The organism is Bacillus sp. JK106, from assembly GCF_053663355.1.
The window spans coordinates 733729-749542 of the sequence record NZ_JBSJQC010000002.1; the positions used below are offsets into that span (position 1 = coordinate 733729).

The following is a 15814-nucleotide window of genomic DNA, read 5'->3' on the forward strand; positions in this document are numbered from 1 at the left end:
CTTAAGACATGAACATTAGCGGCGAAATCCAAGCGGCTTTCAGACAGCTGACGGCGGAAATCCCTCCGGACCGGCAGGACGGCGGTAAAGACAGCGGCGCTCAAAGGCTGCTGTTAGGGAAGGTTCTCCGTTTGCTGGACGATCAAAGCGCTCTTATCCAGATCGGCGGCCGGACGATGCAGGGAAAGCTTGAAACCGCCCTCCGACCGCAGGCGTATTACTGGTTTTCTTATGACAAACAGCCGGCGGAAAAAACGGGCCGGCTTCATGTCATCGACCAATTCGAAGGAAGCCCGAAAACCGTTCAGGAAGCGGCGGGTAGACTGTTAAACGCACTTTCCGTCAAACCGGGCCCTGTGTCTCTGCAGATTGCCGAAACGTTTATGCAGCAGAAGCTGCCGATGACGGAAAACAGTCTCAAAGCCTGCATCCGCTGGGCTGAATCGCTTCCGGCCGCCGAATTGAAAAAAGCGGCGGAAACAATCGTATTTGCGCTGAAACGGGAACTGCCCGCACATCCGGAAGTCTTGTCAGCCATTCATGCCGTTAAATATCCGGTTCCGACCCGTCGCCTCCTCTCAGGACTGCTTCAGGCAATCAATCAGGCTCCGCAATCGGCAAAAGAGCTGTCTGTGCTCAAAGAGGCGGTTTCTGACGTATTAAACGCGGAAACGGATCTTCATGCAGAACGTCTCTTGAAGAAGCTTGCCGAGGCTGCACGCATGCCGATCCCAGAAACCGGGCTGATGGATGAAGAAGAACGGACGGAATCAAAACAATCACCATTTGTCCGAGAGACTCGTGAAAACGGAAAGGCAGTCTCAAGCCAACCTTCTCCTCCGAGTGCGCGGACAGATCCGGAACTTCCTGAAAAAACGGCAAAACAGATTATAGAGAAATTAATGACATCGGCAGAAAAAACTGAAAACCGCCCCGTAAAAGTAACGGCGGAGATCATTAAGGCTTTCATTTCTCAAGAAAAAACATTTAAAACAGCACCTGTTCTTCAAAAAGCACATCTGACAGAACAGGAGGCGGCTGTTTTCGAAAAAGCCGTTCAGCTCACCGAATTGAAATATGCGGAAAAAGATGATGTATTAAGCCTTTTGCAGAAAATCAAAAAAGGATTGGGCACGCGTGATGAATTATCATTCATTACAGCGCTTGAAAAAGGCGTATCTCCGCAGCCGGAGAAACAAGCGCTGAAAACCGCCCTCCAAGCCGTCCGGACGCTTCAAGAAGCGCCCCAATCCGTTAAACAAGAGGCGGAACCGCTTATTCATAAATTAAACGGCCAGCTGTTTATTGAGCAGCATAACCCTTCTTTTACGCAGATGGTGCTGTCATTTCCGCTGGGAGCGTCCGCGTATGAGAATGATATCACAGTTCTCTTTAAAGGACGGAAGAAGCCGGACGGAAAACTTGATCCGTCACATTGCAGGCTCCTGTTTTTGCTGCATCTTGAAACACTGCAAGAAACCGTTGTGGACTGCATGATTCAGCAAAATGTAATGACCATTACGGTTGAGACTGATTTTGAGCTTCAGGCGGCCATCGACCCTCTCGTACCGACTTTAAAAGAAGCCGTAAAAGAAACGGGCTTCAGCCTGTCAGGCGTCACGTCTAAAAAACGGCGCCCGAAAGACCAGAGCGCTCTTGTGGAAGAGTTTATAGAAAAAGACGGCGGAAGAAAAGTGGATGTGAAAATATGAAAGAGCAAACGCCGTTAAGAAGAGCTGTCGCCCTGCATTACGACCGGCAGAAAGACCAAGCCCCGAAGGTTGTCGCAACAGGCAGGGGGCATGTGGCGGAAAATATTATAAAAGAAGCTGAGAAGGCTGGGGTCCCCATTCAGGAAGACAGAACCCTTGTCGAATTAATGCGCCATTTGACGGTTGACGATCAGATACCGGAGGCGCTCTATGAAACCGTTGCCGAAATTTTTTCATTTGTTTACAGACTGGACGAAACCCTGAAAAACGAAAAATAAGGATCATTCATTTCCCGGACTCCGTTTAAATTTATATTTTCAATAAAATAAAAGTTAGAATGTTTGGAAGGATATAAAGATTTTGTTTTGAACCCTAGACAATTCTTCCAGTATTATATAGAATGAAAGCGCAGTCTATTTTTAGTTTTGCTACATAAGTTAGGAGGATGGGAAATGAATATCCATGAGTACCAGGGAAAAGAAGTCCTCAGAAAATACGGGGTGTCTGTTCCTGAAGGTAAAGTGGCTTTTACAGCAGAGGAAGCAGTTGAAAAAGCAGAGAGCCTGTCAAGCTCGGTTTATGTCGTAAAGGCGCAAATCCATGCTGGCGGCCGCGGCAAAGCTGGTGGGGTAAAGATTGCAAAAACAAAAGATGAAGTGAAAGAGTATGCCGAAGAACTGTTAGGCAAGACGCTCGTCACACATCAAACGGGTCCGGACGGACAAGTAATAAAACGCTTACTTATTGAAGAAGGCTGCGATATTAAAAAGGAATACTATGTCGGGCTTGTACTTGACCGCGCTACTTCAAGAATCGTTTTAATGGCGTCTGAAGAAGGCGGTACTGAGATTGAAGAAGTAGCAGAAAAAACACCTGAAAAAATTAAAAAAGCGGTAATTGATCCGGCTGTCGGCCTTCAGGGCTATCAGGCAAGGGAAATTGCGTTCGCAATTAACATCCCGAAAGAGCTAGTCGGCAAAGCCGCTAAATTTATGCTCGGTTTATATAAAGCATTTGTTGAGAAGGACTGCTCCATCGCCGAGATCAACCCTCTCGTCGTTACGGGGGACGGAAACGTCATGGCGCTGGATGCTAAGCTGAACTTCGACAGCAATGCGTTATACAGACAAAAAGACATTATGGAATACAGAGATTTAGATGAAGAAGATCCGAAAGAAATCGAAGCGTCAAAATACGATTTAAGCTACATTTCCCTTGATGGAAATATCGGCTGTATGGTAAACGGCGCGGGTCTTGCAATGTCTACAATGGATATCATTAAACACTACGGCGGAGAACCTGCAAACTTCCTTGATGTCGGGGGCGGCGCAACCGCAGAAAAAGTGACGGAAGCTTTTAAAATCATTCTTTCCGATCAAAACGTAAAAGGAATTTTCGTTAATATTTTCGGAGGCATCATGAAGTGTGATGTCATCGCCGAGGGTGTTGTTGAAGCGACGAGACAAGTCGGATTGACATTGCCGCTGGTCGTGCGCCTTGAAGGGACAAACGTAGATTTAGGAAAGAAAATCCTGAATGAATCAGGCTTAAACATCACATCTGCGGAATCAATGGCAGACGGCGCACAGAAAATCGTATCCTTAGTTTAGGAAAGAATGAAAGGCAGGGGACCAGATAATGAGTGTTTTTATCAATAAAGATACAAGAGTTATTGTACAGGGGATTACAGGTTCTACCGCTTTATTTCATACAAAGCAGATGCTGGAATACGGCACGAATATCGTTGGCGGTGTAACACCTGGAAAAGGCGGAACGGAAGCGGAAGGCGTACCGGTATTCAATACGGTCGCAGAAGCGGTTCATACAACGGGCGCTGATGCGTCAGTCATTTACGTGCCGGCTCCGTTTGCGGCGGACGCAATTATGGAAGCGGTTGACGCAGAAATTGATCTTGTCATTTGTATCACTGAGCACATTCCGGTTTTGGACATGGTGAAAGTGAAGCGCTTTATGGAAGGCAAGAAAACGAGATTAATAGGGCCGAACTGCCCGGGTGTTATTACACCTGAAGAATGCAAGATCGGCATTATGCCGGGATACATTCATAAAAAGGGTCATGTAGGCGTTGTATCCCGTTCAGGAACATTGACATACGAGGCCGTCCATCAGCTTTCAGAAGCCGGCGTAGGCCAATCTACCGCTGTAGGGATCGGCGGCGATCCGGTCAACGGCACGAACTTTATTGACGTGTTAAAAGCGTTCAATGAAGATCCTGAAACACATGCCGTCATCATGATCGGAGAAATCGGCGGCACAGCTGAAGAAGAAGCGGCTGAGTGGGTGAAAGCGAACATGACGAAGCCTGTTGTCGGCTTTATCGGCGGTAAAACCGCGCCTCCGGGAAAACGCATGGGCCATGCGGGCGCCATCATCTCCGGAGGAAAAGGCACGGCAGAAGAAAAAGTCAAAACGATGAACGCCTGCGGAATTGAAGTCGCGGAAACCCCTTCTGTAATGGGTGAAACGCTGATTAAGGTGTTAAAAGAAAAAGGCTTATTTGAAACGTGCAAAACGCACTGATCGAAGCAGGGGCAGCCGTAACGGCTGTTCCTGTTTTTGCTGAAAAAAGAGGAGGTTGCCAGATTTGGATCAAGCATCGCGCTGTTTAATGGTCTGCAGTATTAATCAAATCATTTCCCCGTCTCTTCTATTAAAATGGTGGAAAGCTGATCACTCTCTGTCTTTTTTACCGGATCCGCATCCATTAACTGCTTTATCAGAAGGGAAAACAGTGCCCGAAGCAATTTTTCGGGAAATAGAGCGCAAGGATCCGGAACTTGATGAAGTTCTGTCCGATTACCGCCGCAAAGGCATTACTGTCATTCCGATTTCATCAACCCGCTATCCAACATGGCTTAAAGCGATTTATGATCCGCCGGCTGTCTTGTATGCAAAAGGGAACACGCCGCTTCTTGAAAAAGGGAGAAAACTCGGGATTGTAGGAACGCGGAAACCGACAGAAGACGGAATAAAAGCGGCTGGGCATCTTTCCGCCGAACTCTCAAAAAAAGGCTGGGTCATTGTAAGCGGGCTTGCATCCGGTATAGACGGATTGTCTCATAAGGCGAGCATCAGGGCAAAAGGGCTTACGATCGGCGTGATAGCCGGCGGATTCCATCACATCTATCCCCGGGAAAATCTCCTGTTAGCAGAATACATGGCTGAACACCATCTCCTACTCTCAGAACATCCTCCTGAAACAAAGCCGAAAAAATGGCATTTTCCGATGAGAAACCGCATAATCAGCGGACTAAGTGAAGGAATTGTGGTCGTGCAGGGAAAAGAAAAAAGCGGTTCATTAATCACAGCTTACCAGGCCCTCGATCAAGGCAGAGAGGTATTTGCCGTTCCGGGTTCCATATTTAATCCATATTCCGGAGGACCTATAAAACTCATTCAAGAAGGGGCGAAAGCTGTATTATGCGCAGAGGATATTGACGGAGAGCTGACCGCCCGATGCGTTCAGTATACGGAACCCTTTTGAAATATCGTTTGACAAACGGTATTGTAATATTTAATAATAGTGAGGATTTAAAGTTGCATATTATTTTCATGTATAAAATGACGTTCATCATAAAGAATGAAATGTTGAAAGCCATAAAAAGGCAGCTCTAAAATGAATTGATACTTGAAAAGAGAGAGAACACCTCTTGAGGGGGATGAAAATGTCTGATTATCTAGTCATCGTGGAATCGCCGGCAAAGGCGAAAACGATTGAACGTTATTTAGGGAAGAAATATAAAGTCAAAGCTTCAATGGGACATGTCCGGGATCTTCCGAAAAGTCAAATGGGAGTTGACATCGAACAGAACTTTGAACCGAAATATATTACGATCCGCGGAAAAGGCCCTGTTTTAAAAGAATTAAAAACAGCGGCAAAGAAAGCAAAAAAAGTCTATCTCGCGGCCGACCCCGACAGAGAAGGGGAAGCGATTGCATGGCATCTCGCACACAGTCTTGATCTGGATCTCAGCTCGGACTGCCGGGTCGTCTTTAATGAAATAACGAAAGACGCCATTAAAGAATCATTTAAACATCCGCGCATGATTAACATGGATCTTGTCGATGCGCAGCAGGCGCGCCGCATACTAGACAGACTCGTCGGATACAAAATCAGCCCGATTCTTTGGAAAAAAGTAAAAAAAGGCCTCAGTGCGGGCCGTGTGCAATCCGTTGCGCTCCGTCTGATCATCGACCGGGAAAAGGAAATCAATGACTTTAAACCTGAAGAGTACTGGACGATTACCGGCTCATTTTTAAAGGGAAAAGAGACGTTTGAAGCCGGATTTTTCGGGAAAAACGGCAAAAAGCTTCCTTTAAAAAGCGAAGAAGACGTAAAAGCCGTCCTTGCTCAGCTGAAAGGCAATAAGTATACAGTTGACAAGGTGACGAAAAAAGAGCGCAAACGAAATCCAGCTCTGCCGTTTACAACGTCCACTCTGCAGCAGGAGGCTGCCAGGAAGCTGAATTTCAGAGCGAAGAAAACGATGATGATCGCTCAGCAATTATATGAAGGAATTGATCTCGGCAAAGAAGGGACAGTCGGACTCATCACGTATATGAGAACGGACTCAACGCGGATTTCCAATACAGCCGTTGAAGAGGCATCAGCTTTTATTGATCAGGCGTACGGAAAAGAGTACTTAGCGGGAAAACGGAAACCGGCAAAGAAAAATGAAAACGCTCAAGATGCCCACGAAGCGATCCGCCCGACTTCAGTGCTCAGAAAACCAGCCGACTTAAAAGCGGTGCTTGGAAGAGACCAGCTCAGACTATACAAGCTGATTTGGGAGCGCTTTGTTGCAAGCCAGATGGCGCCTGCCGTCCTTGATACGATGAGTGTCGATCTCAGCAATAACGGATTGACATTCCGGGCAAACGGAAGTAAAGTCAAATTCGCCGGCTTCATGAAAGTCTATGTAGAGGGTAAAGACGATCAGCTGGAAGAAAAAGACCGCATGCTTCCGGACCTTAAAGAGGGAGACACGGTTTTATCAAAAGATATTGAGCCTGAGCAGCACTTTACTCAGCCGCCTCCGCGTTATACAGAGGCGCGCCTGGTTAAAACGCTTGAAGAACTGGGGATCGGCCGTCCTTCGACATATGCGCCGACTCTTGACACCATCCAGCGCCGCGGTTACGTGGGATTAGACAATAAACGGTTTGTGCCGACTGAGCTTGGGCAGATCGTGCTGGATCTTATCATGGAGTTTTTCCCGGAAATCATCAACGTTGAATTCACGGCTAAAATGGAAAGAGACCTTGACCATGTTGAAGATGGCCAGACAGAATGGGTTCAAATCATTGACAGCTTCTATACCGATTTCGAAAAACGCGTGAAAAAAGCGGAAGCTGAAATGAAAGAAGTGGAAATTGAACCTGAATACGCAGATGAAGATTGTGAATTATGCGGCTCCCGGATGGTTTATAAAATGGGCCGATACGGTAAATTTATGGCGTGTTCCAACTTCCCTGACTGCCGGAATACAAAACCGATTGTCAAACAAATCGGCGTAAAATGTCCGAAGTGCCATGAAGGAAACATTGTCGAACGAAAATCAAAAAAGAAACGCGTCTTTTACGGCTGTGACCGTTATCCTGAATGCGACTTCGTATCTTGGGACAAACCGATTGAACGAAAATGCCCGAAATGTGAAAATATGCTCGTAGAGAAAAAGCTTAAAAAAGGCATACAAGTCCAATGCGTCGAATGCGATTATAAGGAAGAACCACAGAAGTAGCGGTGAGCAGAGCCTTGCTCACCTTCTTTGTGTGGAAGGGACAAACAACAGGAGATGAAAAGAAATGAACCAGCAAACAGTTAATGTAATCGGAGCAGGCCTTGCCGGAAGTGAAGCGGCATGGCAGCTTGCAAAACGAGGAATTCAAGTAAAACTATACGAAATGCGGCCCGTCAGGCAGACGGCAGCCCATCATACTGATAAATTCGCTGAACTGGTATGCAGTAACTCCCTCCGTTCTAATACACTCGCTAATGCGGTAGGCGTATTAAAAGAAGAAATGCGGGCCCTTGACTCAGCAATCATTCAATCTGCTGATAAATGCTCGGTTCCGGCAGGGGGAGCGCTTGCAGTTGACCGCCATGAATTTGCGCAAAGCGTGACGGATCTCGTGAAAAACCATCCGAACGTAACGGTTCTTACTGAGGAAGTAACAGAGATTCCGGAAGGCCCGACGGTTATCGCGACCGGACCGCTTACGTCAGAATCGCTTTCACAGCAGCTGAAAGAGCTCACGGGAGAAGAGTATCTGTATTTTTATGACGCGGCGGCGCCGATTGTCGAAAAAGACAGCCTTGATATGGAGAAAGTGTACTTAAAATCCCGTTATGACAAGGGAGAAGCGGCATACTTAAACTGCCCGATGACAGAGGAAGAGTTTGACCGTTTCTATGAAGCATTGACGACGGCTGAGACGGTTCCTTTAAAAGAATTCGAGAAAGAAATCTTCTTTGAAGGCTGTATGCCGATTGAAGTCATGGCGAAAAGAGGCAAGAAAACGATGCTGTTCGGACCGATGAAACCGGTCGGACTGGAAGATCCGAAAACAGGCAAGCGCCCTTATGCAGTCGTTCAGCTCAGACAGGATGACGCGGCGGGAACGCTTTATAATATTGTAGGTTTTCAGACACATTTAAAATGGGGAGACCAAAAAGAAGTGCTTAAACTGATCCCCGGCCTTGAAAATGTTGATATTGTCAGATACGGCGTCATGCACAGAAACACATTTATCAACTCGCCGAGCCTTTTGAACCCGACATATCAATTTAAACAGCGGAACGATCTGTTTTTCGCAGGCCAAATGACCGGTGTAGAGGGTTATGTTGAATCTGCCGCTTCAGGTCTTGTAGCGGGAATCAATGCCGCCAAACTTGTGCTCGGTCAGGATCTTGTGACATTCCCGCAGGAGACGGCGATCGGAAGCATGGCTCACTACATTACGACGACAAATCAGAAGAACTTCCAGCCGATGAATGCAAACTTCGGTCTCTTAAAAGAATTGCCTGTAAAAATTAAAAACAAAAAAGAACGAAATGAAGAATACGCTAAACGCGCAATCGGGACTATTCAAACTATTTCGAAAACGATATAGCTTTTCATTGCAACTTCGATGCATTATATGATACCATTTAAAAGCCCTTCGGAGAGGGAGGTCTTCATAATGACTGAGAATGTTAACTTTTTTTTAAAGTTATTCGTTGAATATTTACAAATTGAAAAAAATTATTCACAATATACTATTGTGAATTATGTTAATTCGATTGAAGAATTTGGGATGTTTCTGCATGCTCAAAATATAAATGGAATGAAAGAAGCTGCATATCACGATGTGAGAATATTTTTGACAGAGGCTTATGAAAAAGGCCTGTCAAGAAAAACAATCAGCAAGAAAATTTCAGCTTTGAGAAGCTTCTATAAATTTTTAATGAGGGAAAAGCTTGTTGAAGAGAATCCGTTTCAGCTTGTTCATCTGCCGAAACAAGAGAAACGGATTCCGAAGTTTCTTTATGAAAAAGAACTTGAGGAGCTATTCGCTGTCTCAGACAGAAGTCAGCCGTCAGGGATGCGCGATCAGGCCCTGCTTGAGCTTCTTTATGCGACCGGAATGAGGGTCAGTGAGTGCTGTACGCTCACTGTCGGCGATCTTGACCTGTTCATGGATACGGTGCTCGTTCACGGGAAAGGCAAGAAGCAGCGCTATATCCCGTTCGGCTCATATGCCCGTGATGCGCTGGAGCTGTATATCAACAGCGGAAGGCAGTGCCTGCTTGAAAAAGCAAAAGAGCCTCATGATGTGCTGTTTGTCAATCAAAGAGGCGGCCCGCTGACCGCCAGAGGAATCCGGTATATTTTAAGCGGGCTTGTAAAAAAAGCATCCGGCACTTTACATATACACCCGCATATGCTTCGGCACACGTTTGCGACTCATCTGCTGAATGAAGGGGCTGATTTAAGAAGCGTCCAGGAGCTTTTGGGCCATTCCAATCTGTCTTCTACGCAGATATACACGCATGTATCGAAGGAAATGCTGAGAAACACATATATGTCCCACCACCCGAGAGCTTTTAAAGAAAATTAAAAGGAGGCCCTTCTCATGTCATCTTTTCATGCGACAACGATTTTTGCCGTCCAGCATAACGGGAAAAGCGCTATGTCAGGAGACGGCCAGGTCACATTCGGTCAGGCTGTAGTCATGAAACATACTGCGAGAAAAGTGAGAAAGCTGTTTAACGGAAAGGTTCTGGCCGGATTTGCGGGATCTGTTGCAGACGCTTTCACACTTTTTGAAATGTTTGAGGCGAAGCTTGAAGAATACAACGGCAATTTAAAACGTGCGTCGGTTGAGCTTGCGAAAGAATGGCGCAGCGATAAAGTGCTGCGCAAGCTGGAAGCCATGCTGATTGTCATGAACCAGGATACCTTGCTTCTCGTATCGGGAACAGGTGAAGTGATTGAGCCGGATGACGGCATTTTGGCAATCGGCTCCGGCGGAAACTACGCCCTGTCAGCAGGAAGAGCGCTGAAAACCTATGCCGGAGAGAATCTGTCCGCCAAAGATATTGCAAAAGCCGCTTTGAAAATCGCAGGCGAGATCTGCGTGTACACAAACGATCAGATCATTTTGGAAGAACTTGAATAGAAAGGACTTGAGGCGCATGGAAAACAAACCGTTAACACCGAGACAAATCGTAGATCGGTTGGATCAATACATTGTAGGACAGCAGGATGCGAAAAAAGCTGTCGCCGTGGCATTAAGAAACCGCTATCGCAGAAGTCTTCTTGATGAAAAACTGAGAGACGAGATCGTTCCCAAAAACATCCTGATGATGGGCCCGACCGGGGTAGGGAAAACAGAGATCGCCAGACGGATCGCCAAGCTTACCGGTGCGCCATTTATAAAAATTGAAGCGACAAAATTTACAGAAGTCGGCTATGTAGGCAGAGATGTCGAATCAATGGTCAGAGACCTTGTTGAGACATCCGTGCGGCTCATTAAAGAAGAAAAAATCAGCGAAGTGAAAGAACAGGCTGAAGAAAATGCAAACAAACGTATAGTGCGGCTTCTCGTTCCGGGAAAGAAAAAACAAGCGGGTGTGAAAAATCCGTTTGAAATGCTTTTCGGAGGAAGCCAGACGGCAAATGATGATGAAGCCGACCAGCAGGAAGAAGCAAGCCTTGAAGAAAAAAGAAAACGCATGGCGCATCAGCTCGCATTGGGAGAGCTCGAAGACCATTACGTCTCCGTAGAGGTGGAAGAGCAGCAGCCGTCGATGTTTGACATGCTGCAAGGCTCCGGGATGGAGCAGATGGGCATGAATATGCAGGATGCGCTGAGCAATCTGATGCCGAAAAAGAAAAAACGCCGCAAAATGACGGTCAGAGAAGCAAGGAAGGTTCTGACCAATGAAGAGGCAGGCAAATTAATCGATATGGATGAAGTCGGCCAAGAGGCCGTGTTAAGAGCTGAAGAGGGCGGCATTATCTTTATTGACGAAATAGATAAAATCGCAAAAAACGGAGGGGCTTCTTCCTCAGCAGATGTATCGAGAGAAGGCGTTCAAAGAGATATCCTTCCGATTGTCGAAGGATCTACCGTCGTCACGAAATACGGCTCCGTCAAAACAGATCACGTGCTGTTTATCGCAGCCGGGGCATTCCATATGGCCAAACCGTCTGATCTGATACCGGAGCTGCAGGGCCGCTTTCCGATTCGTGTAGAATTGAGCAAGCTGACGGTGGATGATTTTGTGAAGATTCTCGTCGAACCCGATAACGCGCTGTTAAAACAATATCAGGCTTTATTGCAGACAGAAGGTATATCTCTTGAATTTTCTGACGAAGCTATTCGTAAGATCGCCGAAGTGGCTTATCATGTGAATCAGGACACGGACAACATCGGAGCGAGAAGGCTTCACACGATATTGGAACGTCTCTTGGAAGACCTGTCGTTTGAAGCGCCGGACGTGACGATGGAAAAAGTCGCCATCACGCCGCAATACGTTGAAGAAAAGCTCGGAACGATTGCAAACAACAAAGATCTAAGTCAATTTATATTGTGAAAATTTAATAAGAGGAATTCTAGGAGGATTATTTATCATGGCTTTACTACAAAAAACACGAATTATTAACAGCATGCTGCAGGCTGCGGCAGGCAAACCCGTAAACTTTAAAGAAATGGCTGAAACGCTTCGTGACGTCATTGATTCTAATATTTTCGTCGTCAGCCGCAGAGGAAAGCTTTTGGGCTACTCTATTAATCAGCAGATTGAAAATGACCGCATGAAAAAAATGCTTGAAGACCGCCAGTTCCCGGAAGAGTACACGAGAAATCTGTTCAATGTTCCGGAGACGTCTTCAAACCTTGATATCAACAGCGAATACACGGCGTTTCCTGTGGAAAACAGAGACCTGTTCCAAGCGGGCTTAACAACGATCGTGCCGATCATCGGCGGAGGAGAGAGACTGGGCACGCTGATTCTGTCCCGTCTGCAGGATCAATTTGAAGATGATGATCTCATTCTTGCTGAATACGGGGCAACCGTTGTAGGAATGGAGATTTTAAGAGAAAAAGCGGAAGAAATCGAAGAAGAGGCGCGAAGCAAAGCGGTTGTTCAAATGGCGATCAGTTCTCTGTCTTACAGTGAACTTGAAGCGATTGAGCATATCTTTGAAGAGCTTGACGGAAACGAAGGCTTGCTTGTGGCAAGTAAGATTGCGGACCGTGTCGGCATTACGCGTTCAGTAATCGTTAACGCGCTGAGAAAGCTGGAAAGCGCAGGCGTCATTGAATCCAGATCACTGGGAATGAAGGGGACGTACATTAAAGTTCTGAACAACAAATTCCTTATTGAATTGGAAAACCTTAAATCTCATTAAGACAAAAGCAGGATCCCTGAAAATGGGGGTCCTGCTTTTTTTATGGACAATAGGTGAAAAGTTGCAGTTTAAAGTTGCTTATTGGAAGCTGATCTGAGATAATCCATCTTGCTGTGTGAAAAAAGGAGGAAGATACAGAAATTCTGCTATTTTCAGTCTTATATTAAACAAATGCTTGTAGTCCAAATACTCTAGGACTTAATACCTACATGCAAAATAGATATAATTGAGCACTTTTTTTTAGCCTAACTTCATAGACTTTAAGCCTGTTATTTCTTACAATAAGCATATGGTTTTACAATTCTCGACAAGGATTTTTAGGAGAAAAATATCTGAAATGGAGGTAAGTGGATTTGGACTTATTTTCTGGAACTATACAAAATCTTGAGAATGCCTTGGGGAGAGCGGACATTAAGCAAAAAGTCTTAACTAATAACATCGCCAATATAGATACACCGAACTATAAGGCAAAAAAAGTCTCTTTCCGAAATTTGTTAGATCAGGAAACATCCAATCTTGAGGCGGTAAAAACCGACTATCGGCACGTTGACTTTACGGGTTCAGGGGACGATTATTCTATCGTGTCCAGCAGTGATACATCGTACCAGCAAAACGGAAACAATGTCGATATCGACAAAGAAATGACAGATTTAGCCGAAAACCAAATTAATTATCAGGCTTTGGTTGAAAGAATGAGCGGCAAATTCAATTCTCTGAAAACCGTCTTGACAGGAGGAAAATAATGAGTGGCTTTCAAAGCTTAAATATTTCGGGCTCCGCTTTAACTGCACAGCGTGTCCGGATGGACGTCGTATCGTCCAACCTGGCCAATATGGATACAACGAGAGCGAAGCAGGTAAATGGCGAATGGGTGCCTTACAGAAGAAAGCTGGTATCTCTCCAATCCGGAGGCGAATCATTTTCGTCCCTTTTACATTCCAAGATGAACGGAACAGGAAGCGCTGGAAATGGCGTAAAGGTATCTGGCGTTACGGAAGACCCGTCCGCTTTTAATCTCGTTTATGATCCGGAGAATCCTGATGCGAATAAAGACGGATATGTGCAAAAACCAAATGTAGACCCATTAAAAGAAATGGTGGATCTTGTCAGCAGCACGAGATCATATGAAGCAAACGTAACTGCATTAAACGCCTCCAAAGGCATGCTTTTGAAGGCTTTAGAAATCGGAAAGTAAGGTGATGTAAGTGGTTAACGCTATTACTCCTTTTCAGCTTCAACAAACCCAAAACACTCAAAACGTAACGAATCAATTAAACCAAACTCAAAAAACTGATTCTTCAAACCAAACAAGCTTTTCGGAGCTTTTAAAAAACTCTATTGATTCGTTAAATGAGTCACAAGTAAAATCTGACCAAATAACGAACGAACTGGCTGCAGGAAAGGATGTAAACCTTGACGAGGTCATGATCGCTACCCAAAAAGCAAATATCTCTCTGACGGCCGCTACCGAATTCCGCAATAAAGCCGTAGAAGCCTATCAGGAAATCATGAGAATGCAGATGTAGTGGTCAGATTGAAGAGAATGACTGGAATGACCGGGGGTTAACATGAATCGTACTCTAATGCAAATGAAAACCAAAACGGCAGCGTTTTGGAACAACAGATCAAAAACACAGAAGATACTCATGGTAAGCGGCTTGGCCGCATTCATTATTTTACTCATCGTCGTTATTATTTTTACTTCGTCTGAAAAGATGGTGCCTCTTTATAAAGATTTGTCCGCGGAAGAAGCGGGGAAGATTAAAGAAGAGCTCGATACGAAAAAGGTGTCTTCTGAACTTGCTGACGGCGGCACGGTCATTAAGGTTCCTGAGAGCCAAGTGGATTCGCTTAAAGTCCAGCTTGCCGCGGAAGGCCTGCCGAAAACGGGATCAATTGATTATTCGTTTTTCGGACAAAATGCGGGCTTCGGCCTGACAGATAATGAGTTTGACGTTTTAAAGGTTGAGGCGACTCAGACCGAATTGTCAAACCTGATAAATGAAATGGACGGTATTAAAAGCTCGAAGGTCATGATCAATATGCCGAAAGAAGCCGTGTTCGTCGGTGAAGATCAGCCGGCAGCGTCCGCATCTATCGTTTTGCAGATGAAACCGGGCTACTCGCTTGATCAAAACCAGATCAACGGGCTGTACCATCTCGTTTCTAAAAGTGTTCCGAACTTAAAAGAAGATAATATCGTCATAATGGATCAAAATTCTACATATTATGACAAAAGTGACAGCGGTGCAGGGTCCGTTTCTGACAGTTATGCATCTCAGCAAGGTATTAAGTCGCAGGTCGAAAAGGACATTCAAAAACATGTTCAGTCACTGCTCGGCACAATGATGGGGCAGGATAAGGTCGTTGTTTCCGTAACGGCGGATATTGACTTCACGAAGGAAAAACGCACTGAAGACACTGTCGAACCTGTCGATAAAGATAACATGGAAGGCATAGCGGTAAGCGCCGAAAAAGTTGCGGAAACGTATAAAGGCGACGGCGCGGCCAACGGCGGCACGGCCGGAACGGGAAGCAATGACACCGTGAACTATGCTGAGACAAACGGCGGTTCAAACAGCGGGGACTACGAAAAAAGCAGCAATAAAATCAACTATGAAGTCAACCGTATTCATAAAGAAATCGCGGAAAGCCCGTATAAAGTGCGTGATTTAGGCATTCAAGTCATGGTGGAGCCGCCTAATCCGAAAAATGCCGCTTCCTTATCAGCACAGAGACAGGCTGATATACAGAAGATTTTAGGAACGGTCGTCAGAACGTCTCTTGATAAAAACGAAACGCAAAATCAAAACCTGACAGACAATGATATCAACAATAAAATCGTTGTATCCGTTCAGCCGTTTGACGGAAAAACAAGCCTGAACACAGATTCGGCACAATCTTCAGGTCTTCCGATCTGGGTATACATTACAGGCGGCGTACTGCTTGCGGCCATTATTCTGCTTATTATTCTCCTCATCAGAAAGAAACGCTCACAAGAGGATGAATACGAAGAATATGAATATGAAACACCGCCGGAGCCGGTTCGATTGCCTGATATCAACGAAGAGAAAATTGAAACGGAAGAAACAGTCAGACGAAAACAGCTTGAAAAAATGGCTAAAGAAAAACCGGAAGACTTTGCTAAATTGCTTCGAAGCTGGCTGGACGAGGATTAGGGGG

Annotated in this window: 15 protein-coding genes; all 15 read left to right on the forward strand. The window is 45.5% G+C overall.

Going from position 1 to position 15814, the window contains the following annotated elements:
* Positions 1-8 precede the first annotated feature (8 nt).
* The 15 genes from ACWJJS_RS09140 (at position 9) to fliF (ending at position 15810) form a co-directional block, all read left to right on the forward strand.
* Positions 9-1712: a glycosyl transferase gene (locus ACWJJS_RS09140; RefSeq protein WP_454023500.1), complete on the forward strand. Its 1704-nt coding sequence runs from the start codon at positions 9-11 to the stop codon at positions 1710-1712.
* On the forward strand, positions 1709-1990 hold the full coding sequence (locus ACWJJS_RS09145; RefSeq protein WP_007409769.1) for a FlhB-like flagellar biosynthesis protein: 282 nt from the start codon (positions 1709-1711) through the stop codon (positions 1988-1990). Before ACWJJS_RS09140 ends, ACWJJS_RS09145 begins: the two co-directional genes overlap by 4 nt.
* A 174-nt stretch (positions 1991-2164) precedes the next feature.
* A complete protein-coding gene (sucC, locus tag ACWJJS_RS09150; RefSeq protein ID WP_003154283.1) occupies positions 2165-3322 on the forward strand; it encodes an ADP-forming succinate--CoA ligase subunit beta in 1158 nt (385 codons plus the stop codon).
* Between the two features lie 28 nt (positions 3323-3350).
* The gene (gene sucD / locus ACWJJS_RS09155) at positions 3351-4253 is read left to right on the forward strand and encodes a succinate--CoA ligase subunit alpha (protein WP_003154281.1); all 903 of its coding nucleotides are present in this window, start codon (positions 3351-3353) and stop codon (positions 4251-4253) included.
* Between the two features lie 64 nt (positions 4254-4317).
* Positions 4318-5217 (forward strand): DNA-processing protein DprA, encoded by a 900-nt coding sequence (gene dprA / locus ACWJJS_RS09160; RefSeq protein WP_017417773.1) that lies wholly within the window; start codon positions 4318-4320, stop codon positions 5215-5217.
* A 181-nt stretch (positions 5218-5398) separates the two neighbouring features.
* Positions 5399-7474 (forward strand): type I DNA topoisomerase, encoded by a 2076-nt coding sequence (gene topA, locus ACWJJS_RS09165; protein WP_025649465.1) that lies wholly within the window; start codon positions 5399-5401, stop codon positions 7472-7474.
* A gap of 64 nt (positions 7475-7538) precedes the next feature.
* Entirely contained in the window at positions 7539-8846 is a 1308-nt protein-coding gene (gene trmFO, locus ACWJJS_RS09170; RefSeq protein WP_265971959.1) for an FADH(2)-oxidizing methylenetetrahydrofolate--tRNA-(uracil(54)-C(5))-methyltransferase TrmFO, read from the forward strand.
* A gap of 69 nt (positions 8847-8915) precedes the next feature.
* Positions 8916-9833, forward strand: coding sequence for a tyrosine recombinase XerC (gene xerC, locus ACWJJS_RS09175; protein WP_007409774.1), 918 nt, complete (start codon positions 8916-8918; stop codon positions 9831-9833).
* 15 nt (positions 9834-9848) lie between these two features.
* Complete coding sequence (hslV, locus tag ACWJJS_RS09180; protein WP_003154267.1) at positions 9849-10394, forward strand: ATP-dependent protease subunit HslV; 546 nt, start codon at positions 9849-9851, stop codon at positions 10392-10394.
* A 16-nt stretch (positions 10395-10410) separates the two neighbouring features.
* Positions 10411-11814 (forward strand): HslU--HslV peptidase ATPase subunit, encoded by a 1404-nt coding sequence (gene hslU, locus ACWJJS_RS09185; protein ID WP_014305002.1) that lies wholly within the window; start codon positions 10411-10413, stop codon positions 11812-11814.
* 37 nt (positions 11815-11851) lie between these two features.
* Positions 11852-12631: a GTP-sensing pleiotropic transcriptional regulator CodY gene (codY, locus tag ACWJJS_RS09190; RefSeq protein ID WP_003154263.1), complete on the forward strand. Its 780-nt coding sequence runs from the start codon at positions 11852-11854 to the stop codon at positions 12629-12631.
* 353 nt (positions 12632-12984) lie between these two features.
* The gene (gene flgB / locus ACWJJS_RS09195) at positions 12985-13374 is read left to right on the forward strand and encodes a flagellar basal body rod protein FlgB (RefSeq protein ID WP_003154260.1); all 390 of its coding nucleotides are present in this window, start codon (positions 12985-12987) and stop codon (positions 13372-13374) included.
* Positions 13374-13826: a flagellar basal body rod protein FlgC gene (gene flgC / locus ACWJJS_RS09200; RefSeq protein ID WP_003154259.1), complete on the forward strand. Its 453-nt coding sequence runs from the start codon at positions 13374-13376 to the stop codon at positions 13824-13826. The genes flgB and flgC overlap by 1 nt, the downstream gene beginning before the upstream one ends.
* A gap of 10 nt (positions 13827-13836) precedes the next feature.
* The gene (gene fliE, locus ACWJJS_RS09205; protein ID WP_454023501.1) at positions 13837-14157 is read left to right on the forward strand and encodes a flagellar hook-basal body complex protein FliE; all 321 of its coding nucleotides are present in this window, start codon (positions 13837-13839) and stop codon (positions 14155-14157) included.
* Positions 14158-14199: 42 nt separating this feature from the next.
* Complete coding sequence (gene fliF / locus ACWJJS_RS09210) at positions 14200-15810, forward strand: flagellar basal-body MS-ring/collar protein FliF (protein WP_454023502.1); 1611 nt, start codon at positions 14200-14202, stop codon at positions 15808-15810.
* The last annotated feature ends 4 nt before the right edge of the window (positions 15811-15814 follow it).